This is a genomic window from Xanthobacter sediminis (assembly GCF_043195015.1).
GTDB lineage: Bacteria > Pseudomonadota > Alphaproteobacteria > Rhizobiales > Xanthobacteraceae > Xanthobacter.
In genome coordinates this window covers 1-23,526 of sequence record NZ_JBAFWH010000025.1, presented here as the reverse complement: position 1 = coordinate 23,526, position 23,526 = coordinate 1, and the positions used below count along the sequence as shown (strand labels likewise).

The window sequence follows — 23,526 nt, the reverse complement described above, 5'->3', positions numbered from 1 at the left end:
CAGATCCACTATTTAATAACATTTTAATTTATATTTTTTAAAATCCATCTCACCAGAAAAATAAGAATTTATATAAAATTATGAAAATAAATATGATGCGACACTTACTTGTATTTGAGATGTGAAATATATACGGAAAAATATGAGGTCTCAAGAGCATGACTGAAAAGCTTCGATTGGACATTCCGATCCTGCTGCCGAAGGTGCGCGATGCTGCCGACGCCTGTGTGGCCCGGCTGATTTCCGAGCTGCAGGGACGCGAGGGCATTGCGTATGTGCATGTCGCTGCCGGAGAACCGGCCCAGCTTTGCGTTCACTACGACGCGGCGGTCATAGCTTTGTCCCGCATTCGGGAATTGGCCGAAGGTGCCGGAGCGCGCCTTACCGCACGGTTCGGCCACGCGAGCTGGCAGGTGGACGGGATTACCCACGAACGGCGCGCGCGCACCGTTGCCGAAAGCCTGCGCAGGCTGCCCGGCGTGCTGGAAGTGGAAGCGAGCGCTTCCGGCGTCGTGCGTATTGAATTCGACCGCGAGACGGCAACAGAGGATGAGATCAGAAAAGCCCTCGCTGAAATGGAAGTCACCGTAGTGGGAGACCCTGCCGCGGGGAGCCAGCATGCAAAGCTGGATTCCCGCCCTGACCACGAACACGGTGCAGGCAGTCATGAGCATGCCAACGCTAAGCATGGGGACGCAGAGGCTGAGCATGACCATGCTCATGGCGGCTTTCTCGGGCCCAATACAGAGTTGATCTTTTCCCTGGCCTGCGGCGCGCTGCTGGCGATCGGTGTTGCCATCGCAAACCTGATTACCGCTGCTCCGGGCTGGCTTCCCGACGCCTGTTTCATCGCAGCATACGTCTTCGGCGGCTTCTACACGGTGCGGGAGGCTGTGGACAACCTGCGCCTGCGCAAGTTCGAGATCGATTCCCTCATGCTCGTGGCAGCCGCAGGCGCGGCGTCGCTCGGGGCATTTGCTGAAGGTGCGCTGCTGCTCTTCCTGTTCAGTCTCGGCCATGCGCTGGAGCATTATGCCATGGGCCGCGCGAAGCAGGCCATCGCTGCGCTGGCGGAACTTGCGCCGCGAACCGCAATCGTCCGGCGCGATGGGGGAAGCATCGAACTGCCTGTCGAGGATCTCCTGATCGGCGATGTGGTGATCGTGCGACCCAACGCGCGGTTGCCAGCGGACGGCTTTGTCGTGACGGGCTCCTCCGCCATCAACCAGGCCCCGGTCACGGGTGAGAGCATTCCCGTGGACAAGCGCCCGGTAGAGGATGTGGCGGAAGCACGCGAGCGCCCGGATGCTGTTGGGGCCAGCTCGCGCGTCTTCGCTGGAACAATCAACGGCGCGGGAGCGATTGAGGTAGAGGTCACTCGCCTGTCGGAAGACACGGCGCTCGCCAAGGTCGTGAAAATGGTGAGTGAGGCGGAGACCCAAAAATCCCCGACACAACGCTTCACCGAGAAGTTTGAGCGGGTCTTCGTGCCAATAGTCCTGGGACTTGCCGTCCTGCTGCTGTTTGCGTGGGTGGTGGTGGACGAACCCTTCAGTGCCAGCTTCTACCGTGCGATGGCTGTCCTGGTTGCGGCGAGCCCCTGCGCACTCGCCATTGCCACCCCGAGTGCCGTGCTCTCGGGTGTTGCACGGGCCGCACGCGGCGGCGTGCTGGTGAAGGGAGGCGCGCCGTTGGAGAATCTCGGCTCCCTCCAAGCCATCGCTTTCGACAAGACCGGAACATTGACGGAAGGCAGACCGCAGATCACCGACGTGATCCCTGCCCCCGGTGTTTCCGTTGAGGACCTACTCATTGTGGCCGTGGCAGTAGAGGCTCTCAGCGACCATCCTCTCGCCGCTGCCATCGCCCGCGACGGGCGCAAGCGGCTCGAAGGGCGTGACATCGGTGAGGCGAGTGATCTCGAAAACCTGATCGGACGTGGGGTGACCGCGACGTTCGCTGGCCAGCGCGCATGGATCGGCAAAGCGGAGATGTTCGGGGGCGAAGGCGTGGCACCTCTGAGCCCCGTGATGGCTCAGGCGATTGAGAAGCTAAGGGAAGAAGGCCGCACCACGATGATCGTGCGGCTTGGAGACCGGGACCTGGGCGCTATCGGCCTGATGGATGCCCTGAGGCCTGAAGCAAAGTTCGCGCTGAAGCGTCTCCGCAAACTCGGCATGACGCGGATGATCATGATATCCGGCGACCACCAGAAGGTGGCGCAAGCCATCGGCCGGGATGTGGGCGTGGACGAAGCTTGGGGCGACCTGATGCCCGAAGGCAAGGTCAAGGCCGTCCAGGCGCTGCGAGATGAGGCGAAGGTCGCGATGGTCGGCGACGGAGTGAACGACGCACCGGCCATGGCCAATGCCACAGTCGGTATCGCAATGGGTGCCGCCGGCTCCGACGTAGCCTTGGAAACAGCAGATGTCGCGCTCATGGCCGATGATCTGAGGCACCTGCCTTTTGCGGTCGGGCTCAGCCGCCACACCCGCGCGATCATCCTGCAAAACGTGTTCATCAGCCTCGGCGTTGTGGCCTTGCTGGTTCCCGCAACTATTTTCGGCCTGGGCATCGGACCTGCCGTCGCAGCGCACGAAGGCTCCACGCTTGTGGTCGTATTCAATGCCTTGCGCCTGTTGAGATACAGCGATCCAGGGGACTGAATACGTATATCAAATATTGAAATACTATAATTAACGTGATAAAATTATACGCGAATCGCGTTGAAAACAGGAATATGTAAAATTATATTATATAGTAATTTTTTGTGGATGTCTGATCAATGAATAATAATCCGCCAAAAACCTCCGGGAGCATGAGACATTTACGTCATTTTATCACCGCTGCAGAGGCAGGAAGCCTTCGGCGCGCTGCGGAGGTGCTGGGTTTGCAGGAATCGACGGTCAGCCGATCGGTGCGAGACCTGGAGGATCAGCTCGGGGCCTCGTTATTTCTCCGGCACCCCAGTGGTGTGACTCTTACGTTGGCAGGACAATGCTTTCTTCACCGCGCACGTCAGGCACTTGTGCAACTTCAGAAAGGCTGGGAAGAGGTCGCGGCAATTGGACGTTCGGAAAACGGGATCTTAAGGATAGGCATTTTCTCAACCCTGGCTTCTGGTTTTATGGGAGATCTGTTTCGCGCGTATGATGTACATCATTCAAGCGTACATATCGAATTTGTTGACGCCGAGGCCAATGAACACGCTGCCTCCATTCGGAGCTTTGACATCGACGCGGCATTCGTCATCGGTCGATTCCAGTGGGCGGAATGCGACTCTCTTCATCTTTGGACCGAGACGGTCTTTATCGCCTTTCCGGAAGGCCATCCATTGACTCGCAATGAAGAGGTCACATGGCAGGATCTCGTTGATGAGAGATTTCTTGTGCGGATCGAAGGTTCAGGGGGCGAGGTGCGGGAATATCTCAGAAGGCGCTTAGCTGTTCTCGGTCGTCGCCCGCTCATCAATGCACAACGGATAGGCCGCTCCAGCTTGTTGGGACTTGTGGCGTCGGGGCGCGGGGTGGCGCCCGCCACCCAGTCTGAAACCGTGATCTCGGTCCCAGGTGTCGTCTACCGTCCTATCGCGGGCGAAACTCTACCCTTCTCGGTGCTCTTCTCGCGACGAAACGACAATCCCGCATTTCGGGCGCTGCTCAGTCTTGCTCGAAGCATGGCTCAGCACTCGGATCGAAGCTGACTGAAATGAAAAACACAATGCTTCACCGGGCTGCGCGACGTACTCTCATAAAGCCGCGGTCCGTCACAATGAAGCGCTCCAGCATGGGCACGATCAGCTTGAGCGGGTCTGCGATTGGGCTTCCTGTCTCTCCGCCCAGCACCCGTGCATAGGCGACAAGATCGCGATGCAGCTTCGCCGGCAGTTCGACGGTCACCTTCACCGGCTTCTCGTCGAGGATCTCGCTGAGCTTCAGCTTCGGCATGTCAGCCTCCATAGGGTTCGAGAACGAGGTCGCGCGTGACGATGACCCGCACCGGATATCCCGGCCGGACGGTGAGCGTCGGTGCGATGTTGAGCTGGCGCTGGACGATCTGGCGGCCAGTCTGGCTGATGCTGTCGGAAGCTCCCTCGCGTAGAGCGCTAGCGAGGTCGCTATCGCTGCCTGACGTGCCAGCACTCGCCCCGACGCTCAGGATGGTGGAGAGCGCTGCCGCCTTGAATAGCTCGCCCCAGTGATAGTCGACGCCATCTTCGAGCCCGGCATAGCCCTCAACGTCAGCTCCGGGCTGGCGCTCCAGCACGATGGAGCGGCCATTGGGGAAGATGAGGCGGTTCCAGACGAGCAGCACCCGGCGCTGTCCGAAACCTACGCCATTGTCGTACTGGCCAATGATGCGGGTGCCCTGGGGGATCAGGAGGATCCGGCCGGTCGGGCTGTCATGGACGTTCTCAGTGACCTGGGCGGTGATCTGACCCGGCAGATCGGAGCGGATGCCGGTGATCAGCGCTGCGGGAATGACCGCGCCGGCCTGCAGGCTATTGGGCGAGGCCGGAGCCGCGACGCGATCTGGCGACACGGTGCGCCGGTCGACTGCCTGGTTAAGGAAGGCGAGCTGCCGCTCCTGGGCCGTTGGTGTCGCCGCTTGCGGACCAAGGCCGAGGGATGCGAGGTCGGGGACAGACGCCGCAGTGGTCACCGAGGCCGCATCCACCTGTTGCGCCACGACGGTGCTCGCAGGCCGCGAGTTGGTCTGGGCGAACAGCCGTCCCGTCCGCGCCGCCTCGCTTTCCTGCTGCTGGCGCTGCTCATCGGGACTGAGGGCAGGATTGGGCATGCCTGCCATAGTCGGCATCGGCGGTTGCGCCGCAGTCTGCGCATTGAGGATGGGCCGGCCGAGGTCGCCGGGCAGCGGCGGCCCCAGCTTCGGGATGCTGGTGTAATCCTTCGGCAAGCCGGCGAGCCCGTCGGGCGTCGCCTTGACGTCGGTGGCGTAGAGCTCCTGGCCCGGCCCGTGGTCCTTGCGGGCCTGGAGGGCGTAGATCAGCGCGCCGCCGATCCCAAGGCCCGCGACGAGCCCCAACCCGGCCAACACCTTGCGGGAAAGGCGGGTCACCCGCGGCGGCTCCGGTCTCAGCCGCATGGCCGCAGCCGCCTCCCCCGCCAGCGGCCGAGCGCCGTCGTCGCCGGTTCGCCCCGGCCTTTTCTCCTTCCCGGGGTCGATGCCGTTCATAGGACAGGTCTCCCGTCGGTGCGGGAGATGCGCACACGCTTCTGGTCCTTGTCGGCGCCAAAGCGCAGCTCGGCTGCGGCGAAGAGGCGATCGACGATCATGTAGGTGCCGCGCACGCGATAGTTCACGAGCTCGGAGGTGTCGCCCTCGGGGCCCACCACGAAGAGCGGCGGCATCTCGCCCTGGCCGATGCCGCGCGGAAACTCGATGAACACCTGCTGGCCGTCGTCGAAGGCCCGCAGCGGCCGCCACGGCGCCCGGTCGCCCGAGACCTCGTAGCGGAAGTTCACCCGCGTGAGGTCGATGCCGGTGGCGGCGGGCTGTACCGCCTGGGCCTCGGCATTCTGACGCCGCAGGGCGATGAGCTGGTCCTGGGGATATTGCCAGGAGACCGAGGCCATGTAGGTCTTCTCGGTGGAGCGCAGCTCCATGTGATAGGTGCGCAGATTGGTGTTGATGACGAGGTTGGTGGTGAGGTCGGGCCGCGTCGGCTTCACCAGGATATGGACCTGCTTGGCAGCCCCTGCTCCGCTCTCAGTGTCGCCGATGATCCAGCGCACCGTATCGCCGGCGGCCACCGGCCCCGAGCCCACCAGTTGCTCACCGGGCTGTAGTGCGATGTCGGTGACCTGCCCAGGCGCGGCATAGACCTGATAGAGGGCACCCTCCACGAAGGGATAGACCTGCATGGAATTGATGAAGCCATTGCGTACCGGCTGAACGCGGGCGGCCGCATTGGCCTGCTTGACGCGGGCCTGCGGATCGGCCGGCTCCGGTTCCGCCTTCCCGTCCCTGCCCACCGGCTTCAATTGGCCCGGTAGAGGCAGAGGCTTCGGCAGCTCGACAATACGCACCGGCCCCGGCGGCTCGGCCTTGAAGACGGCAGGCGGTGCATCGTCATAGGCGATCTCGGGCGGCTTCTCGAAGGTGGCGCAGCCGGCGAGCGCAGACGTGCAAAGCAGCAGAAGCGGCAAGCCGGACTTACGGAAAGCCGGAAAAGAGAGGCCACGGCGCGCCGGCCTCGCGGATGTACGGATGGCAGGCGTCATTGGGCGAGCTCCTTCGACCAGTTGATGGCGTTGACGTAGATCCCGAGGGGATTGGCTCGTAGGCGCTCGGCATCCCGCGGCGCCTGCACCACGACGGTGAGGATGGCGCTCCAGCGGGCGGTGTCGGCGAGGCTGCCGTCCTGGTAACGGCGCTCAGTCCAGGCGATGCGGAAGGACTCCGGCGAGGCGCGGATCACGCTCGAGACCTCCACCACCACCTGCTGCTTGCCGACCCGGGCGAAGGGATCGTCGGCGCGGGCGTAATCGTTGAGGGCGATGGCGCCGGCCTGGGTCGTGTAGGCGTAAGCCCTCAGCCAGTTCTGCCGCACGATGACAGGATCGGCGGAGATACCGCGCACCTCCTCGATGAAGCGGGCGAGGTGGAAGGCGATCTGGGGATCGGACGGGCGGAAGTCCGCGGCGGCGGGCGCCACGGCTTGCGCCTGTCCGAGCTTGTCCACCTGCACGACCCACGGCACCACCGAGCCGCTCAGGGCCTGCCAGGCCAAGGCGCCAGAGAGGCCGGCCGAGAGGGCAAGGCAGCCGAAGGCCATGAGGCGCCAGTTCTTCGCCTGGACCCGGGCGGAACCGATGCGATTGTCCCAGACCTGAGCCGCGCGCTGATAGGGCGTCTCGGGCTCGGGTGCGCGGCCGTAATGAACCGCAGGTCGCTTGAACGGGGTCATGGACGATCGCTTTCAGAGAGGGAGATGGACGATCCGCCGCCATGGCTGTCGCCGGACCGCACCGCATGAGTGGCGGCCTGGACCCCATGGGACATCTGCTGGGAGCGCCGCATGTGCCGGGCCCAATCGGGGGCATCACTGGTGGAGGTGGCGGTCGGAGCAGGAGCGCTCGACGGCGCGGAACTCGGGCCGGCGGCGGCGGATGCCGTCTCGCCAGCTGCGTCAGCGGAGCGCCTCAGGGGAGATGTCGCTGCCGCACCGGCCGCCCTCGCCATGCCGCCAAGGCCACCTGCGACACCGGAAAGACCCGACTGGCCAGCAGCGCCGGCGCCGTACGCGGATGCCGCACTTCCAGCGAGACCCGCCCCCGCTTGTGCGGCGGCAGCGGTCGCGGAGAGTGCCGCGCCAGCCCCGCGAGCGGCGAGGCCCGCGGCACCGAGGCCTGCGAGCGCGACACCACCCGCGGCAAGCCCGGCCCCCACGGCAGCGCCGGCCCCGAGCTGGGGCGCGCCCGTGATCAGTCCCGTCGCGATTCCGGGACCGAAGATGCCGAGGCCCAAGAGCGCCAGCGCGGCCAGGACAGCGGACAGGGCCTGGCTGATGGTCGGCTGGGCATCGCCATAACTGGAGGCGAATTGGGAAAACAGCGTTGAGCCAATGCCGACGATGACGGCAAGCACCATCACTTTCACGCCCGAGGCGACGATATTGCCGAGCACCTTCTCGGCGAGGAAGGCGGTCTTGCCGAAGAAAGCGAAGGGGATGAGCACGAAGCCCACCAGCGTCGTCAGCTTGAACTCGATAAGGGTGACGAAGAGCTGCACCGCCAGGATGAAGAAGGCGATCAGGATCAGGAGCCAAGAGATCAGCAGCACGGCGATCTGCACGGCATTGACGAAGATCGCCACTGGCCCGGTGAGCTGGCTTGCCGCATCGAGCAGCGGCTGGCCGGCCGAGAGCCCCACTTCCGCAAGACGCCCCGGCCGCAGGAAGTCCGCCGTGCTGATGGTCGACCCGCCGGCCTTGAGGCCGAGCCCGGCGAAGCTCTCGAAGGCGATCTGGGCCAGGGAATTGAAGTTGCCGATGATCCAGGCGAAGAAGCCGATGGCGAGGGTCTTCTTGACCAGCCGGCGCATCACATCCTCGTCGGCACCCCAGGCCCAGAACAGGCCGGCGAGCGTGATGTCGAGGGCGATCAGAATGGAAGAGAGGCCCGTCACGTCTCCCTTGATCAGGCCGAAGCCGGAATCGATGTAGCTGGTGAAGGTGTTGAGGAAGGTGTCGATGACCCCTACGTCGTTCATCGGATCACTCCCTCAACGGACTCGCCGAAGAAGCGGCGGCGGTTCTGCTCCCAGAGCGCGGCGCAGCGCGGATCGATGGGGTCGGCCGTCTCGATCTGGGCGCAGCTCTTGAGATCTACCGACGAGACGGGCGCGATCCTCCCTCTTGCGACGACGTTGGGCTCCGGTCGTCGACCTGCGGCGGCAGCGAGCGCAGCCAGCACTGCGCCCACGAGGCCGGCGACGATGAGGGTTCGAAGCGCGGTGTCCCGGTCCATGGCCACGCCTCACTTGCCGTGGAACATGGTGACGGCGGCGGGCTGATAGCTCGACCCGGTGGAGAAGCGCCGGTAGCGCTCCTGCCCTTCCGACACCGCAGTTGCCCGCTCGGCTTCCGACAGAGCCTGCGCTCGGCCGTTGGCCGTGACCACGGCGGTGAGGTCGGAGAGCTGCTGGGCCTGGAGCGCCTGAAGCTGGTTGCCGGCCTGCATGGCCTGCAGCGCGCCGGTTGCCGCCTGGCTCTGGTCCACCAATGTGGAGGACTGCGTCCGGTTGGTGTCGAGATTGCCGACGACACCGGCCTGCACCCGCATCGCATCCTGAAGGCCGGCGAGCGTGGTCTCCCACCGCGTCTTCGCCTGGGAGACGAGTTGTGCATCCGAAGTGCTCAGGGAGACGGAGCCGTATTGACTCTGGAAGGCCTGATCGATGGCGCTGACGTCATAGGCGATCTTCTGGGCCTGCCCGAGCAGTTGCTGGGTACGCTGGGCGGACTGCTGGAGCGCGCTGAGGGAGGAGTATGGCAGACTCGCGAGGTTGCGGGCCTGGTTGATCAGCATCTGTGCTTCGTTCTGCAGGGAGGTGATCTGGTTGGTGACCTGCTGCAGCGCCCGAGCGGCCTGAAGGACGTTCTGGGCATAGTTGGAGGGGTCGTAGACGACGTACTGCGCGGCAGCCGGCGCCAGCGGGCATAAGAGGAGCGGCGCGGAGACGAGCGCCGCCCGCAAAGAGTGGCGGATCATGAGGGTGTCTCCAGATTGTCGAGGGTGGGGATGAGGTCGGCCGCCCAGCCGAGGCCGCGGTACCGCAGCCAGGCGGCGAGGAAGCCATCGCCCCCGTGCTCGGCCAACACCTGCGAGAGCGCAGCCTGGTCGGTCTTGGATGAAGTGGCGCATAAAGCGAGCGCCACCTGCGAGAGCCCGAGCTCAAAGAGGCGGTTGCCGCGCCGGGATTGGCAGTAATAGTCCCGCTTTGGCGTCGCCCGGGCGAGGATCTCGATCTGTCGGTCGTTAAGGCCGAAGCGGCGGTAGATAGCCGTGATCTGGGGTTCCACCGCCCGCTCGTTCGGGAGAAGTAGCCTGGTCTGGCTGCTCTCGATGATGGCGGGGGCGATGGCCGAGCCATCGATATCGGACAGAGACTGCGTGGCGAACACCACGCTGGCGTTCTTCTTGCGCAGGGTCTTGAGCCATTCCCGCAACTGCCCGGCGAAGCCGTGGTCATCGAGGGCGAGCCACCCCTCGTCGATGATGAGGAGGGTGGGAGACCCGTCGAGCCGGTCCTCGATGCGGTGGAAGAGATAGGAGAGCACCGCCGGGGCGGCGCTGGTGCCGATCAGCCCCTCGGTCTCGAAGGCCTGGACGGAGGCCTGCCCCAGATGTTCGGTCTCGGCATCAAGCAGCCGGCCATGGGCACCGCCGATGCAATAGGGGCGCAGCGCCTGCTTGAGGGCATTGGACTGGAGAAGGACGGCAAGGCCGGTGAGCGTCCGCTCTTCGATGGGAGCGGAGGCGAGCGAGGAGAGCGCCGACCAGATGTGCTCCTTCACCTCCGGGGCAGTGGAGACACCTTCGCGGGCGAGGATCGCCACGATCCAGTCGGCCGCCCAAGTTCGCTCGCGCAGCTCGTCCACGCGTGATAGCGGCTGGAGGGCGATGCTGTCCTCCGCGAGACCTCCACCGAGATCATGCCAGTCGCCGCCCATGGTGAGGGCCGCCGCCCGGATGCTGCCGCCGAAGTCGAAGGCGAACACCTGGGCTCCGGCATAGCGCCGGAACTGCAGCGCCATGAGTGACAGCAGCACCGACTTGCCGGCGCCGGTCGGCCCCGCCACCAACGTGTGGCCCACATCCCCCACATGGAGGGAGAAGCGGAAGGGGGTGGCGCCTTCCGTCTTGCCGTAGAACAGCGGCGGCGCGGCAAAATGCGTGTCCTGCTCGTCGCCCGCCCAGACTGCGGAGAGAGGGATCATGTGGGCGAGGTTGAGGGTGGAGACGGGCGGCTGGCGGACATTGGCGTAGACGTGTCCCGGCAGGCTGCCCAGCCAGGCCTCCACTGCATTGAGGGTCTCCACCATGGCCGTGAAGTCCCGGCCCTGGATCACCTTCTCCACCTGCCGGAGCTTCTCGTCCGCGATGCGGGGATCGGCGTCCCAGACCGTCACTGTGGCGGTGACATAGGCGATGCCGGCATGGTCGGCGCCGAGCTCCTGCAAGGCGAGATCTGCGTCCTCCGCCTTGTTGGCGGCATCCGAATCCACCAGTACCGACGCTTCGTTGGTCATCACCTCCTTAAGGATGGCGGCGATGGACTTGCGCTTGGCGAACCACTGCCGGCGGATCTTCGTGAGGAGCCTGGTGGCGTCGGTCTTGTCGAGGAGGATGGCGCGGGTTGACCAGCGATAGGGAAAGGCCAGCCGGTTGAGATCGTCGAGGATCCCGGGCGTGGTTGCCGTGGGAAAGCCGACGATAGTGAGCACGCGCAGGTGCTGGTCCCCGAGCATGGGCTCGAGCCCGCCGGTCAGTGGCTGATCGGCGAGGAGCGCGTCCAGATACATGGGCGTTTCGGGGACACGCACCCGCTGGTGCCGGGTCGAGACACATCCGTGCAGATAGGTCAGGGTCTCCGTGTCATCGAGCCAGCGACACTCAGGCATGAAGGCTTCGACCAGCCTCAGGACGCGGTCCGTGCGATCGACGAAGCCATCTAATGCTTCGCGGGGATCGACACCCTCGTCCCCACGCCCCTCATAGAGCCAGCTCTCCGCCCGCGCGGCATCCTCCGCCGGGGGGAGCCAAGCGAAGGTGAGAAAGTAGCTCGACTCGAAATGGATTCCGGCCTCGGCGAACCCGGCCTTCCGCTCGGCATCCACCAACGCGGAAGCAGGATCGGGAAACAGGCTCTCGGGATAGGCTCCCGCCTCGTGCCGCTGGGCTTCCACGAACAGTGCCCAGCCGGAGCCGAGGCGGCGGAAGGTGCTGTTGAGGCGACCCGCCACCGCCACCAGCTCAGCAGGCACCGCGGAATCGAGGTCCGGCCCGCGGAAGCGCGCGGTGCGCTGGAAGCTGCCGTCCTTGTTGAGGATGGTGCCAGGGCCGACCAGGGCCGCCCAAGGCAGATAGTCTGCGAGCCGGCTCCCGTGTCCGCGATACTCGGCAAGGTTCATCATGGTGCGTCCCCTCCTCAGACTGACAGGTGGGAGGGGATGCGCAGATGCCGGCGCACCACGTCGACGAAGAGCGGATCGCGCTTGCCAGCCCAGACGGCGGCGAGGTGGCCGATCGCCCAGAGGGCAAGGCCCACGAGCCAGAGCCGGAGCCCCAGTCCGACGGCGCCGGCGAGCGTGCCGTTGAAGATGGCCAGCGCCCGCGGCGCGCCGCCGAGCAGGATCGGCTCACTGAGCGCTCGGTGGACCGGAACGGAGAACCCCGGCACCTCGCCCGCATCGCTCGCCATCAGACCAGCGCCCCGCCGCTGAAGGAGAAGAAGGAAAGGAAGAAGCTGGAGGCGGCGAAGGCGATGGAGAGGCCGAACACGATCTGGATCAGCCGTCGGAACCCGCCCGAGGTGTCGCCGAAGGCGAGCGCCAAGCCGGTCGAGATGATGATGATCACCGCCACGATCTTGGCCACCGGCCCCTGGATGGACTCCAGGATCGACTGCAACGGTGTCTCCCACGGCATGGAAGAACCAGAGGCATGGGCAGCGGATACCGCGCAGGCGAAGGCGACGACCACCACGGCGGTTCGCAGCAGGCGGCGATGGCGAGAGACAAAGCTTGTCTTCACAGGGAGGTTCCTTCTTCGGTGGGAGAGATCGCGGGCGAGATCCGGTAGTCACCGTCAGGGCCAAGCCCTTCGACGTGGGCGAGTTCGGTGAGCCGGCGTGCGGCACCGCGGCCCGACAGCACGGCGATCAGGTTGATGGTCTCGGCGAGCAGTGCGCGGGGGACGCTGACGACGGCTTCCTGGATGAGCTGCTCGAGCCGTCGCAGGGCGCCCATAGCGCTGCCGGCGTGAATGGTGCCGATCCCACCGGGATGGCCCGTGCCCCACGCCTTCAGCAGGTCCAGGGCTTCCGCACCGCGCACCTCGCCGATGGGAATGCGGTCCGGACGCATGCGGAGCGACGAGCGGATCAGATCCGAGAGCGAGGCGACGCCGTCCTTGGTGCGCAGAGCTACGAGATTGGGCGCAGCGCACTGAAGCTCACGTGTGTCCTCGATCAGGATGACACGCTCGGAGGTCTTGGCCACCTCGGCGAGGAGGGCATTGGTAAGGGTGGTCTTGCCGGTGGAGGTGCCGCCCGCCACCAGGATGTTGGCGCGGGATGCCACGCCCTTGCGTAGGGCCTCGGCTTGCGCCGCAGACATAATGTCGGAGGCCACGTAGTCGTCGAGCGTGAACACGGCGACGGCGGGCTTGCGGATGGCGAAGGTTGGAGCCGCTACGACGGGCGGGAGCAGTCCCTCGAAGCGTTCTCCCGTCCTGGGCAGCTCGGCGGAGAGCCGCGGGGCACCGGCATGGACCTCAGCCCCGATATGGTGCGCGACGAGGCGGATGATGCGCTCGCCGTCAGAGGGTGATAGCCGCTCGCCCGTAGCGCCGAGGCCTTCGGACAGCCGGTCAACCCAGAGGCGACCGTCCGGATTGAGCATGACCTCGACGACAGTGGGATCATCGAGAAGACGGGAGATCACCGGGCCGAGTGCGGTGCGCAACATACGCACGCCGCGCGTCAGGCCTTCCGAACTGTAAGCTGAAGCCGCCATGTCATCCCCGCCGTGGCCGGGCGCGATGCAAGGGCTTCCCGGACGGGGATGATTAAAGAAGGGGGAATTGGGGGAGATTCAACAACAGGAATGAGCCATCGCAGTGTGGCGTGAAAAGACAGGCAAAAGGGCCAATAGCTCTGACATCACCGTGGTCAGGAAAATAGCGCTGTTGACCCATAGAGGCCCCTCGACGTCGCTTGCAGCGACGTCGGCTTTGCGCCCCCATCCCGGTCGTTCGTCACCCTTATGGCTGTGCCCGAAAGCGGTCTGTGCAACTAACGTTGCCCCGCGCCCAAAGGCTTTATCTCGACGGCATTGCGATACCGGGTATGAGCAATTGCCGCGATAGCCTTATGAAATTGCCGGGCGCTGGTTTTGCGCCCGGCCTCCGCTGCGAACCTGCAGCGCTCACCAAATCGATCTGACGTTCCTGACAGAGCAGCATGATGCTGGCCTCCATCTGGTCTCGGGTAGCAGCGGTGTCGTTTGCGATTTCCTCGATGAGGTGACCCACGGTTGGAACGCATCGCCGTTCAAGGGCTTCGACCCGGTGCGGCAACTGGTCAATAATCGCCGTATTGATGTCGGCTTGGGCCTGGGCGTCGAAACCGAAGTCGAAGGCGACGCCGTCCGCCCAGTGCGGGTCAAAGCCAAGCATGTTCAGACCTGCGGTGCCGCGGTGAAGCGACGTGTTTCCCACGGTCCAGTGGCTCTCAACCATCACATTTCTCGCGGTGACGATTTTCGATAGGTGGACGAGCCACAAGTGGCGACCGGCTTGCTGCGACCTCAAAAAGAACGGCGTGAAAAACGGCGCGCCGGTCAATTGCTGGATGTCCCTCGCGAGTAGGCGAGGAATGACGTACTGATAGCCCGCTTCTCCGCGGGCTTCGATATACTCTGCAAGCTGCTGACCCTGAATACCTATTTTCGCCATGGCGCTCGCGAACGCCGGCCCCTCATTGAGGTAGGACAGCAACCAGTCGACCGCGAAGGTCAGCAACACTTCGGCCTTCGGCAAATCTCTAAGAATGGTCCGGATGGTAGCGAACTGGACTTGATTCCACCCCTTCTGGTCCAAAACGAAGAGAGACCGACCAGCGCGTTGGCGAGAACGAATTCCATTTAGGACATCTACCCACAAAGCCTCGAACTCGCCGGGGAGAATTATAATACGGCCGGAGTTAATGTCGTCGCCATAGCCCTTGTCGGTGAGGGTCTGACGCAAATAATCTACTGCATCCTTATTGGCGTCGATGAAGTAGAACTTCGCATCAAGGATCAGGGGTTTTCGCCTGCTTTCGTTGAGAAGGCGTTCGGCCCGTTTAACCGCCTCCAGGAGCACCAGTGGCGAGCCGGGACGTTCTTCCCCGAAAAGCTGATACTTGCCGCCCCCGGAAAACCCGTCGACCAATGTAATGGCGATATTGTCGATCTGGGGCTGAGAAGCGACGGTCTCAAAGTACCGATCTAGATAGGCTGCAAGCAGGTCGAGCTTGGCATTGCTATGGCACTCGATCTTCGGCGCTGATTGACCAACTACCCATCGAAAGCCGTCTTTTGCCATGCGTTGCCCCCAGATTGCGCATAACTCCACGAAAACTACCGGTTAGCAAGTGGGACTAAATCTCGGTAGTTCATCCCACGTTTGATCGCGATAGGTCCTGCCGGTGGCCTTCTTGTTCCTGCCCCCCCACTGCTTGAAGAAGAAAGCTGTACCCGCCCGACGGCAGGCGTCGTGGATCTCATCGACCCAAGTCGGGTCCATTGGGCGCGCATCAGGCCCGGACTCTCCGCCGATAATCGCCCAGTGGATGTCGAGCAGCTCAGCACCGGAGACAGATCCAATCAGTGGCTCGAAGGATACGAACCTGACCGCAGCGGGTACCTGACGGAGGCTGTCGAGGCGATGCACAACGCGACTGTCTTCGACGCTGGTGCCGAGCCAAACATTGGGGAGTACGGCGAATTCGGCCACCGATAGGACTTCCGTCATCCGCTCAGGTCGCTTGGTCAATATTTGATAGGTGTGATGTGGCGTGGCTGCCATAGTGGCCCAAACTTGTGCGATGAAATCTGCTGGCACATCAGGGTGGAAGAGATCGGACATGGAGTTGACGAAGACCTTACGGGGCCGTTTCCACGTCATGGGTATTGTCAGCGCCTGCGGGTCCAAAACAATTTGGCCCGTCCACTTTGCTCGTCCGCCGCTTTTGCGCGTGGTCCCGATGTACTTGTCCACGCCCATTGCTTCGAGCCGCGCCGCCATACGCATGGCATAGCAGTTGGTGCAACCAGCCGTAGCGATGGTACATCCCGCTACCGGGTTCCAAGTCACATCGGTCCATTCGATTGAGGTTTCGGCCATTCGAGCTGTCTCCTCTCCTCATCATGGGTCACTTGGCGTAAACAAACCATGCCAATCAGGCTTCGATGAGTCATCGGGATTTCCGCCTTTGGAAGCGTCAGGCGTCGATGCCGAGCAGAAGGTCGTCCATCTCTATAGCCTTCCCGCGGGTCTTGGTGGCACTCGTGAACCTCTGACTTCGCGGGCAGTACTGATCCTTGATCCACACTGGCATTTGTCAGGGTATTAGGTGGGGCGGGATCTACGCCCCACTTGCGGACGGCGCGTGAATTCGAACAGTCCGCTATTGATACTTCAGAACCAAAAGCGGCCAGTTAGCTACCGGCCCCCTTTTGCGGAAGGGGCCCTTGATGTTTCTCCCTCGGCCAATCAAGGCCAGAGAGAACTCACATGGGCCATTCTCAATTTGACGATGCCAGCCGCGAGCGTGCAGCTTGGAATGCCGGAAAGCTGGTCGGCACCAAGCGCCCTCTCACTCAGAAACAGATCTGGGCAATTCGATTCTTCCTCGATCGCGAAAGACGCATTCGTGACCGTGCGCTGTTCGATCTGGCCATCGACAGCAAGCTTCGCGGCTGCGACCTGGTCAAGATCAAGATCCGTGATGTGGTCGCCGGTCCGGGGATTAGGACTCGCGCGATCGTCGTCCAGCAGAAGACGGGGCGGCCCGTCCAGTTCGAGATCACCAGCGACGTGAGAGCGAGCCTGCTGGCCTGGCTGGAACGGCGCGGTGGCACCGTCGAGGATTATGCCTTTCCGAGTCGGATCGATCATTCGCACCACATGAGCACAAGGCAGTATGCTCGCCTCGTTAACGAATGGGTGACCGCGATCGGCCTGCGCCAAGAGGAGTATGGCACGCACTCGCTCCGTCGCACGAAGGCGTCCATGATCTACAAGGCGACGGGCAACATCCGCGCCATCCAGATCTTGCTCGGTCACTCCAAGATTGAGAACACCGTCCGATATCTTGGTGTCGACGTGGAGGACGCACTGCTGCTGGCAGAGCGGACAGAAATCTGACGTCGGGCGGCCATCCGAGCAGGCCCGGATGGCCGCTTTGACGCGCAGGATATGTTGCCTGCATGTCGATCTTGGGGTGGAGAGCGGGCTGGCTGCTTTTGAGGCGCCTCCGACGGCCTACCGTCACAAGCGGACGGAAAGACCAGCGCTTTTGCTGGCTCGGCTGGACCGCGCGCTAACGCAAATTTCCTGCCCTGGCGAGCCTGTCAGAAGCCTTCACAGCGCCTCCGGCCCATGATAGAACAAAACGCAAACGAATTGCGTTTCTGAGCGGAATCTGTAGCTTGCGCTCCGTGTGATTTCATTGGGGGAAAGCAATTGCAGCTCTCAGAAGAAGAGATCGAAAATCTCTCGATCGACAAGTTCATCTTTCATGTCGTTCATCATCGTAACGATGAGCCGATCTTGCTTGATGAGACGCCCATAGGGGAATTCGAGGATTTCTTCCTCGAGAGGGCGATGGAGACGTTACGAGGAAACCGGTTCACCTTCGCCGACGGTTCCATAACCAGGACACTGCTGAGGCAGGTCCTGGATGACGAAAGCCAGTTCGTACCGGTGTCAAAGACGCTCGCGCAGACATTTCACGCTGGCAGGGATAAGCGCATCAAGCCAGGCGTGATGATCTTGATGACGCTCGTCACCGGGCAGCGCAAGCTGTTGTCCGTGCTGAAATACGACCATGAAGAGGCAGTCACTTATGATATTACCGACGATGCAAAGGCGATCCTGAAGGCAATCGCGAATTCGTTCACGAAATCGGCTGACGCTCTGCAAAAGTCTGCCTTAATCGAGCTTGTCGATGGCGATGACGATGACAACATCGTTGTTGTAGACAAAACCGTTCGTCACGAGATCACCGACTTCTTCCGTGGATTTCTTGCATGCAAGCGCCTCTTCGATGACAAGCAAATGACTCAAGCTGTCGAGGAACTGGTCGTTGAGGTGGTCAAAAAGCATCAAAGCGACCTGCCGAACGATATCACGCAGAATGTGCGTGATCGGTACTACGACACGGTTCAGAAGCGCGATAAGTTCGATGCCGCCGAGTTCTTCGCAGAATTTTTCGGCGCACATGGCAGCGCTGCAGTGAGGGCCAGCTTCGACAAAGGTTTGGCCAAAAAGGGCATGGAAGGCGAGGTCTTCAAGTTCGACAAAGGTGCAGTAAAAAAGCAGCGTCCACAGAAGTATAAGACTGCTGAAGGTGTGAAGATCGATGTGCCGGAGCAGGCTTCAGATACCGTGAAAACGAAGACGACTGAAGCGGGTACCGTCATCACCATCACGACCAGCCGATTGACGAACCTATGACGCTCGATGAGATGATCGAACTCGGTGTCCTGTTTCAGCGAATGGCCGCATCGAAAGATGCGATCTTTGCCGAGACGAATTCGGTCTGCCGAGTCGATCAGGTCCCGAAAATCACCGCTGTGGACTTCAAACGGATTTCTGAATTGGCCTCAGCGCTGGCCAAGGCCAAGCGAGGAAAGCTGGCTGTGTTTGGGAGCATCAGCGGGGAAGTTGACCTCGCAAATGGGGACGTGTCGAGCATAGAGGGCGAAGCTGTTGCCGTTCGTCTGACGAAGAACATCGAAGCGGAGGCGGCGTATTTTGTCACTCGAAGAGGCTTCGAGGCCGCCCTCAGTGATGCAGAGTTCATGCGTGGCGTTCGCAAAATCTGGATCGCCGAAGACTTTTTGCCCTTTTCTACGAGATCATGCGTCTATTCGCCCTGGGGGAGCGCGATCGAACACAAGCACTTCGAAGACACCTTTGACAGCCCACGACGGTTGGTTCGGGACCAGAGCTATCTGTTGGCTCCAACTGACATCAGACCCTGGTACCTTATGATTCCAGGTGATGAGAGTTCCGGTGTTTTAGCCTCTTGGAAAGAAGCTGCCGTCAGGAACCTGATTTTTTGCCTGCCAACCGAAATTCGAGCCTCTGATGAGGCTAGACAGGTCGTGCTGAAGGGCGCCAGATCTGCCTTCGCTGATGTCGATCTCACCAAGCCGCAATCTCAGCTTTTTGACATTGTCACGGAAGCGGTCCGGTGGGTCTACGATCAACGGCGTGACACCGAGACGAAGTTCCACCTGCTCAACAACCACTTGGCGTTGTACTGGCCGGAGAAGGCCAAGTGGCCCATGGGTCTTGCAGGCGTGTTGGACCACGCGTTGGCCAGCGCTCGAGAGGCCTTTGCTTTCCACCTGCAAGACGACAGCAAGGAAGCAATCAAATCTTTAGGCGATCTCCGGAAGGCCCTGCAGGAAGACGTTGCGCGATCGCAGACAGCCACGCGCGATCTTTTGTCTGCTCTTTGGCGAGATTCAGCCATCGCGGGTGCGGCATTTGCTTTGCGTTCGGCTACAACCAACTCCTCTGCGATGAACATTGCCTCGTTGGGTGCGGCGGCTCTGCTGTTTGCGAGCTTGCTGACCACGGTGCTTTCCAATTGGCGATTTGATGTCCTCGCCAAGCAAGTGCGCGCGCAATGGCGGCAGCGCCTTTACGCCTTCATGTCCGAGAAGCAGTGGGTTGAACTGGTGATCCGACCAGTCTCTCGCGCTCGATGGGTTTATCGATTATCAGTTGTCCCGGTATTCGCAGTCTATATTGTGCTGATTGGTGCACTCTTATGGGTAGTGTATCCCGCCGAAGTGAAGGCGGTAGCGGGTTTTATCCTCGCCCTGCTGTCAGACGCTTGGCGTTCAATTGGCGACCTGTGGGATCGGTTTAAATCTGCTCCGATTTTACCGTCTTCGCCCCCATCTACACCAAAACCTTCATAAGCCTGGCCCGATATGTCCGCTCCAATATCAGACAGAACTTACGCGGATCTCCAATGACGGCCATGGGGTCGTTGACCGAACGTCCGCTTTCTCAGTTTCTCGGCCAGAACCGGACAGTCCGCTCCCGGCCCCAAACCGGCCCTTCGTCCTCACCGCAGCGAACTTCTGCTTCTGGCGCACTCCAGAGGTAATGGCAGCATCGCCCTCTCTCGCGTCAATGCGGCGGGATGCCATCCATCGGAGCGACGCGTTTTTGGGGTGGGGAGGTTGAGCCCCTCATCCGCGCGATCGAGAGTGAGAGGTTGGAGCGGATTTCCGTGACGGGTTGAGGGCAGGGAGAGAGGCTCCCGGCGCCCGTCGTGGAGTTTAGTCCCATGACTGAGGTTGAGGTTTTAGATGCGGGCCGGGAAGCGGCCGGCGGTTACAAGGTGGATGCGAGCCGCGGCGAGCGGAACGGCCGTGTGTCCTCCGAGTGGTTTTCCCGGCCGGCGGACGAGCGTTATCTGTCCCTGTCTGAGCTGTATGGCGCGGTGCGCGGTCGGTCCGACCGGAGCCGGACGCGCACCGTGGAGAGCGCCGCCATCCGCGTCGAGGCGAGCCGCGAGGTGCCAGACCGGCTGACGCTCACGCTGCCCGGGGCGGAGGCTCCGGTTGCGCCGACCCACTGGAGCTTCGGCCAGCTTGCGAGCCTCATCGGCGCGCCGGCCTCCTATCTGCGCCAGCTTCCGGCGCCGCTCGCCGGCATCAACCTGCAGCACGGCCTGCTCACGCACCGCGCCGAACAGGTGAAGACACTGGAGGTGGAGGACGGCCGCGTCGAGCTCCGGGCTGTGACCGGCCCCGACTATGGCCGCATCTATGACCATGAGCTGGTGGACGCCGTGCGCCGTATCGCCGGCAACGGCACCGGGGACACCCGTTGGAAAGTGCCTGGCGTGCTCGACTGGTCGACCGGCATCTACAATCCCCGCGTCGATATCACGAAGGACACGACCACGCTCTACGCCTCCGACCGGGACGTCTTCCTCTTCCTGGTGGACGATCTCAACCCCATCGAGGCCGGGCGGCTCCCGGACGGCTCCCCCGACCTGTTCTTCCGCGGCTTCTATTGCTGGAACTCAGAGGTGGGCGCCAAGACGTTGGGCATCGCGAGCTTCTATCTCAGGGCGGTCTGCCAGAACCGGAACCTGTGGGGCGTGGAGGATTTCGAGGAGATCACCATCCGCCACTCGAAGTATGCCGCATCCCGCTTCGCCCATCAGGCCGCGCCGGCCCTGGAGCGCTTTGCCAACTCCTCCCCCATGCCCTTCGTCAACGGCATCAGGGCGGCCCGCGAGCGCATCGTAGCGCGCAGCGACGAGGACCGCACCAAGTTCCTGCGCCGCAAGGGCTTCTCCAAGGCGGAGACGCAGAAGGTGATCGAGACCGTGCTCGCCGAGGAGGGGCGCAAGCCCGAGAGCATCTTCGACTTCGTGCAGGGCATCACCGCCGTGGCGCGGGACAAGCCGCACCAGGACGCCCGTCTCGATCTGGAGGCGCGGGCGAAGAAGCTCCTCGATCGCGCTCCCTGAGATCCGCAAAGCCGGAGATGGGGATTGCCGTGTCTCCGGCTTTGCGTTGTTCCGGATCATCGGCTTTGCGGCGCTGCCCTCAGAGGAAGAGGGTGGCGCCGTGCTTCGTGACGGGTTCGAAGTTGAGAGAGAGGTTCTCCGGCCGCCCGTCGCGGAGAAGCATCCCATGGCCACGTCCGTTCAGAAGATCACCCTTTCGTCCTCGCGGGACATCCCCTTCAACAAGCTGGTGCTCAGCCAGTCCAACGTCCGCCGGGTGAAGGCCGGCGTCTCCATCGAGGAACTCGCCGAGGACATCGCCCGGCGCGGCCTGCTCCAGGGCCTCAATGTCCGCACCGTGATCGATGCTGATGGCGTCGAGACCGGCATGTACGAGATCCCGGCCGGCGGCCGGCGCTACCGGGCGCTGGAGTTGCTGGTGAAGCGCAAGCGCCTCGCCCGGACGGCTCCCGTGCCCTGCATCCTGCGCGAAGGCGGCATTGCCGAGGAGGATTCCCTTGCCGAGAATGTCCAGCGCGCACCGCTGCACCCGCTCGACCAGTTCAGGGCGTTCCTTGCGTTGCGGGAGAAGGGCCAGTCCGAGGAGGAGATCGCGGCCGCCTTCTTCGTCTCGGTCGCAGTGGTGAAGCAGCGGTTGAAGCTCGCCTCCGTCTCGCCGAAGCTGCTCGACGTCTATGCCGAGGATGGCCTCACCCTCGACCAGCTCATGGCCTTCACCGTGTCGGGTGATCATGAGCGGCAGGAGCAGGTGCTGGAGCGTCTCGCCCAGGCTTACGACAAGCAACCCCATGCGATCCGGCGCATGATGACGGAGGGTGCGGTGCGGGCATCCGACAAGCGGGCCCGCTTCATCGGCATCGGGGCCTATGAGACGGCTGGCGGCACCGTGCTGCGCGACCTGTTCCAGGGGGACGACGGCGGCTGGCTGCAGGATGTCACCCTCGTCGATCGCATGGTGGCGGCAAAGCTCGCCATTGAGGCCGACGGGATCCGCGGCGAAGGCTGGAAGTGGATCGAGGTGGCGCCGGACTTTGCCTATGGCCACACCTACGGCCTGCGCCAGCTGCGGGGTGAGCCGACGCCCCTGACCGAGGAGGAGGAGGCAGCTCGGGCGAGGGCCCAGGCCGCATATGATCGCCTCTCCGAAGAATATGCCGATGCCGACGAGCTTCCCGAGGAGGTCGATGCGCGGCTCGGTGAGCTCGAGGCGGTGCTGGAGGCCTTTGAGACGCGCCCCCTCGCGTTCGATCCGGCGGAGGTCGGCCGCGCCGGCGCCTTCGTCAGCATCGCCCAGGACGGCAAGCTCCGGGTGGAGCGGGGATATGTCTGCCCGGAGGACGAGGTGCCGGTCGTGCAGGACGATGAAGCTCCCGCCGGGACCGATGGAGAAGACCATGCGGCCTCGGCCCCTCGTCAGGAAGCAGCCGTAGGTGATGCACCTGCGGAGCCCGAGGAAGAAGACGGCCTCGCGCCGATCTCCGATCGGCTACTTACGGAGCTGACCACCCATCGCACCCTCGGCCTGCGCCATGCCCTGGGCGAGCAGCCCGATGTCGCCTTCCTCGCTGCGGTCCACGCTCTGACGCTGAAGGCCTTCTACGTCTACGGCTCGGACAGCTGCCTTGAGCTCGACCTCAAGAGCGTGTCCTTCAACGCCCAGGCGCCGGGCCTCAACGACAGCGTTTCGGCCGAGGCCATTCGTGTCCGGCACGAAAACTGGGCCAAGGCTCTGCCCAAGGAGCCGGGCACGCTCTGGGACACCTTGAGCGGGTGGGAGCGTGACAGCCAGGCCGCCTTGTTCGCCCATGTGGTGAGCCTCTCGGTCAATGCGGTGCATGAAGCATGGAACCGCCGTCCCCGCGCCTTCGCCCATGCCGACCGGTTGGCGCAGGCGGTAGGGCTCGACATGGCGGCGGCGGGATGGAGGCCCACTGTTGACACCTTCCTCGGCCGGGTCACCAAGGCCCGCATCCTGCAGGCGGTGACCGAGGCGAAGGGGGAACGTGCAGCTGAGCGGATCGCCCACCTCAAGAAGGGCGACATGGCACGGGAGGCAGAAGCCCTCCTTGCCGACAGCGGCTGGCTCCCGGAGGCGCTGCGGAACCAGCCCTCCGACACCGCCGGCGAAGAGACGGCGGAGACCGACGGCGAAACGGCCATGGGCGAAGGGGAAGACCTCGCCGACACTGAGGAGCCCGAAGTGATCTCCTCCTCGATTGCTGCCGAATAATCCTCCCCGGGCAACCTGGCCCGCCGTCCGTGGCTCCGCGATCCCCCCATCGCGTGGCCGGACGGCGGGCTTTTCTCTTGGAGCGTCCCTATGACGGATGCTGCGCACGATCTCGCACGGCGGCTGGGGCGGCAGGCGGAGGCAGTTTGCCGCCATTATCTCTCCGCGGGTCGGCGGCAGGGGCACTATTGGCAGGTGGGCGATGCTCGCAACTCGCCCGGCCGCTCCATGTTCGTGCGGCTGACGGACAGCGTGAAAGGCCATGCCGGCAAATG

Annotated in this window: 20 protein-coding genes and 1 pseudogene; 8 read left to right on the top strand and 13 right to left on the bottom strand. The window is 63.2% G+C overall.

Annotation, left to right across the window (positions count from 1 at the left end; translation table 11 throughout):
- The first annotated feature begins 158 nt into the window (after positions 1-158).
- Complete coding sequence (locus tag V5F61_RS19765; protein WP_238123836.1) at positions 159-2,666, top strand: heavy metal translocating P-type ATPase; 2,508 nt, start codon at positions 159-161, stop codon at positions 2,664-2,666.
- 119 nt (positions 2,667-2,785) lie between these two features.
- The gene (locus tag V5F61_RS19760; RefSeq protein WP_012112630.1) at positions 2,786-3,703 is read left to right on the top strand and encodes a LysR family transcriptional regulator; all 918 of its coding nucleotides are present in this window, start codon (positions 2,786-2,788) and stop codon (positions 3,701-3,703) included.
- A 22-nt stretch (positions 3,704-3,725) separates the two neighbouring features.
- On the opposite strand, the gene V5F61_RS19755 is transcribed toward V5F61_RS19760, so the two are convergent.
- The 13 genes from V5F61_RS19755 to V5F61_RS19695 form a co-directional block, all read right to left on the bottom strand.
- Positions 3,726-3,947 carry a DUF2274 domain-containing protein gene (locus V5F61_RS19755; RefSeq protein WP_012112629.1) on the bottom strand — a complete coding sequence of 74 codons (222 nt, stop codon included), beginning with the start codon at positions 3,945-3,947 and terminating at the stop codon, positions 3,726-3,728.
- Position 3,948: 1 nt separating this feature from the next.
- The gene (locus V5F61_RS19750) at positions 3,949-5,196 is read right to left on the bottom strand and encodes a TraB/TrbI/VirB10 family type IV secretion system protein (RefSeq protein ID WP_238123835.1); all 1,248 of its coding nucleotides are present in this window, start codon (positions 5,194-5,196) and stop codon (positions 3,949-3,951) included.
- On the bottom strand, positions 5,193-6,245 hold the full coding sequence (gene trbG, locus V5F61_RS19745; protein WP_238123834.1) for a P-type conjugative transfer protein TrbG: 1,053 nt from the start codon (positions 6,243-6,245) through the stop codon (positions 5,193-5,195). Before trbG ends, V5F61_RS19750 begins: the two co-directional genes overlap by 4 nt.
- A complete protein-coding gene (gene trbF, locus V5F61_RS19740; protein ID WP_238123833.1) occupies positions 6,242-6,931 on the bottom strand; it encodes a conjugal transfer protein TrbF in 690 nt (229 codons plus the stop codon). Before trbF ends, trbG begins: the two co-directional genes overlap by 4 nt.
- Positions 6,928-8,235, bottom strand: a complete 1,308-nt coding sequence (trbL, locus tag V5F61_RS19735; protein WP_238123832.1) for a P-type conjugative transfer protein TrbL — start codon at positions 8,233-8,235, stop codon at positions 6,928-6,930. The genes trbF and trbL overlap by 4 nt, the downstream gene beginning before the upstream one ends.
- Positions 8,232-8,492, bottom strand: coding sequence for a putative entry exclusion protein TrbK-alt (gene trbK-alt / locus V5F61_RS19730; protein WP_238123831.1), 261 nt, complete (start codon positions 8,490-8,492; stop codon positions 8,232-8,234). The genes trbL and trbK-alt overlap by 4 nt, the downstream gene beginning before the upstream one ends.
- Positions 8,493-8,501: 9 nt before the next feature.
- Positions 8,502-9,236, bottom strand: a complete 735-nt coding sequence (gene trbJ / locus V5F61_RS19725) for a P-type conjugative transfer protein TrbJ (protein WP_238123830.1) — start codon at positions 9,234-9,236, stop codon at positions 8,502-8,504.
- On the bottom strand, positions 9,233-11,662 hold the full coding sequence (gene trbE / locus V5F61_RS19720; RefSeq protein ID WP_238123829.1) for a conjugal transfer protein TrbE: 2,430 nt from the start codon (positions 11,660-11,662) through the stop codon (positions 9,233-9,235). The genes trbJ and trbE overlap by 4 nt, the downstream gene beginning before the upstream one ends.
- Before the next feature lie 14 nt (positions 11,663-11,676).
- Positions 11,677-11,949 (bottom strand): VirB3 family type IV secretion system protein, encoded by a 273-nt coding sequence (locus V5F61_RS19715; RefSeq protein ID WP_238123828.1) that lies wholly within the window; start codon positions 11,947-11,949, stop codon positions 11,677-11,679.
- Entirely contained in the window at positions 11,949-12,248 is a 300-nt protein-coding gene (locus V5F61_RS19710) for a TrbC/VirB2 family type IV secretion system protein (protein WP_238123856.1), read from the bottom strand. Before V5F61_RS19710 ends, V5F61_RS19715 begins: the two co-directional genes overlap by 1 nt.
- Positions 12,249-12,277: 29 nt before the next feature.
- Complete coding sequence (trbB, locus tag V5F61_RS19705; protein ID WP_238123827.1) at positions 12,278-13,264, bottom strand: P-type conjugative transfer ATPase TrbB; 987 nt, start codon at positions 13,262-13,264, stop codon at positions 12,278-12,280.
- A 304-nt stretch (positions 13,265-13,568) separates the two neighbouring features.
- Positions 13,569-14,834 (bottom strand): three-Cys-motif partner protein TcmP, encoded by a 1,266-nt coding sequence (locus tag V5F61_RS19700; protein WP_238123826.1) that lies wholly within the window; start codon positions 14,832-14,834, stop codon positions 13,569-13,571.
- A 42-nt stretch (positions 14,835-14,876) separates the two neighbouring features.
- Positions 14,877-15,635, bottom strand: coding sequence for a DUF5131 family protein (locus V5F61_RS19695; RefSeq protein ID WP_238123825.1), 759 nt, complete (start codon positions 15,633-15,635; stop codon positions 14,877-14,879).
- 390 nt (positions 15,636-16,025) lie between these two features.
- Between V5F61_RS19695 and V5F61_RS19690 the strand changes: the two genes are divergently transcribed.
- The 6 genes and pseudogenes from V5F61_RS19690 to V5F61_RS19665 all read left to right on the top strand — a co-directional run.
- Positions 16,026-16,658, top strand: a complete 633-nt coding sequence (locus tag V5F61_RS19690) for a tyrosine-type recombinase/integrase (protein ID WP_238123824.1) — start codon at positions 16,026-16,028, stop codon at positions 16,656-16,658.
- A 318-nt stretch (positions 16,659-16,976) separates the two neighbouring features.
- A complete protein-coding gene (locus tag V5F61_RS19685) occupies positions 16,977-17,969 on the top strand; it encodes a nucleoid-associated protein (protein ID WP_238123823.1) in 993 nt (330 codons plus the stop codon).
- On the top strand, positions 17,966-19,450 hold the full coding sequence (locus V5F61_RS19680) for a hypothetical protein (protein WP_238123822.1): 1,485 nt from the start codon (positions 17,966-17,968) through the stop codon (positions 19,448-19,450). The genes V5F61_RS19685 and V5F61_RS19680 overlap by 4 nt, the downstream gene beginning before the upstream one ends.
- 374 nt (positions 19,451-19,824) lie before the next feature.
- A complete protein-coding gene (locus V5F61_RS19675) occupies positions 19,825-21,021 on the top strand; it encodes a hypothetical protein (protein WP_012112594.1) in 1,197 nt (398 codons plus the stop codon).
- Positions 21,022-21,187: 166 nt separating this feature from the next.
- Positions 21,188-23,251 (top strand): ParB/RepB/Spo0J family partition protein, encoded by a 2,064-nt coding sequence (locus tag V5F61_RS19670; RefSeq protein ID WP_012112595.1) that lies wholly within the window; start codon positions 21,188-21,190, stop codon positions 23,249-23,251.
- Between the two features lie 90 nt (positions 23,252-23,341).
- Positions 23,342-23,526 (top strand): annotated as a pseudogene (locus V5F61_RS19665) (DNA primase); the annotation flags it as partial.

What these genes read in the sequence shown, in the direction of transcription:
- V5F61_RS19755 (WP_012112629.1), bottom strand. Translation starts at nt 3,947, where the DNA reads ATGCCGAAGCTGAAGCTCAGCGAGATCCTCGACGAGAAGCCGGTGAAG.
- trbJ (WP_238123830.1), bottom strand. Translation starts at nt 9,236, where the DNA reads ATGATCCGCCACTCTTTGCGGGCGGCGCTCGTCTCCGCGCCGCTCCTC.
- trbB (WP_238123827.1), bottom strand. Translation starts at nt 13,264, where the DNA reads ATGGCGGCTTCAGCTTACAGTTCGGAAGGCCTGACGCGCGGCGTGCGT.
- V5F61_RS19670 (WP_012112595.1), top strand. Translation starts at nt 21,188, where the DNA reads ATGGCCACGTCCGTTCAGAAGATCACCCTTTCGTCCTCGCGGGACATC.
- trbF (WP_238123833.1), bottom strand. Translation starts at nt 6,931, where the DNA reads ATGACCCCGTTCAAGCGACCTGCGGTTCATTACGGCCGCGCACCCGAG.
- V5F61_RS19695 (WP_238123825.1), bottom strand. Translation starts at nt 15,635, where the DNA reads ATGGCCGAAACCTCAATCGAATGGACCGATGTGACTTGGAACCCGGTA.
- V5F61_RS19715 (WP_238123828.1), bottom strand. Translation starts at nt 11,949, where the DNA reads ATGGCGAGCGATGCGGGCGAGGTGCCGGGGTTCTCCGTTCCGGTCCAC.
- V5F61_RS19690 (WP_238123824.1), top strand. Translation starts at nt 16,026, where the DNA reads ATGGGCCATTCTCAATTTGACGATGCCAGCCGCGAGCGTGCAGCTTGG.
- trbL (WP_238123832.1), bottom strand. Translation starts at nt 8,235, where the DNA reads ATGAACGACGTAGGGGTCATCGACACCTTCCTCAACACCTTCACCAGC.
- V5F61_RS19680 (WP_238123822.1), top strand. Translation starts at nt 17,966, where the DNA reads ATGACGCTCGATGAGATGATCGAACTCGGTGTCCTGTTTCAGCGAATG.
- V5F61_RS19760 (WP_012112630.1), top strand. Translation starts at nt 2,786, where the DNA reads ATGAATAATAATCCGCCAAAAACCTCCGGGAGCATGAGACATTTACGT.
- V5F61_RS19675 (WP_012112594.1), top strand. Translation starts at nt 19,825, where the DNA reads ATGACTGAGGTTGAGGTTTTAGATGCGGGCCGGGAAGCGGCCGGCGGT.
- trbE (WP_238123829.1), bottom strand. Translation starts at nt 11,662, where the DNA reads ATGATGAACCTTGCCGAGTATCGCGGACACGGGAGCCGGCTCGCAGAC.
- V5F61_RS19700 (WP_238123826.1), bottom strand. Translation starts at nt 14,834, where the DNA reads ATGGCAAAAGACGGCTTTCGATGGGTAGTTGGTCAATCAGCGCCGAAG.
- V5F61_RS19750 (WP_238123835.1), bottom strand. Translation starts at nt 5,196, where the DNA reads ATGAACGGCATCGACCCCGGGAAGGAGAAAAGGCCGGGGCGAACCGGC.
- trbK-alt (WP_238123831.1), bottom strand. Translation starts at nt 8,492, where the DNA reads ATGGACCGGGACACCGCGCTTCGAACCCTCATCGTCGCCGGCCTCGTG.
- V5F61_RS19765 (WP_238123836.1), top strand. Translation starts at nt 159, where the DNA reads ATGACTGAAAAGCTTCGATTGGACATTCCGATCCTGCTGCCGAAGGTG.
- trbG (WP_238123834.1), bottom strand. Translation starts at nt 6,245, where the DNA reads ATGACGCCTGCCATCCGTACATCCGCGAGGCCGGCGCGCCGTGGCCTC.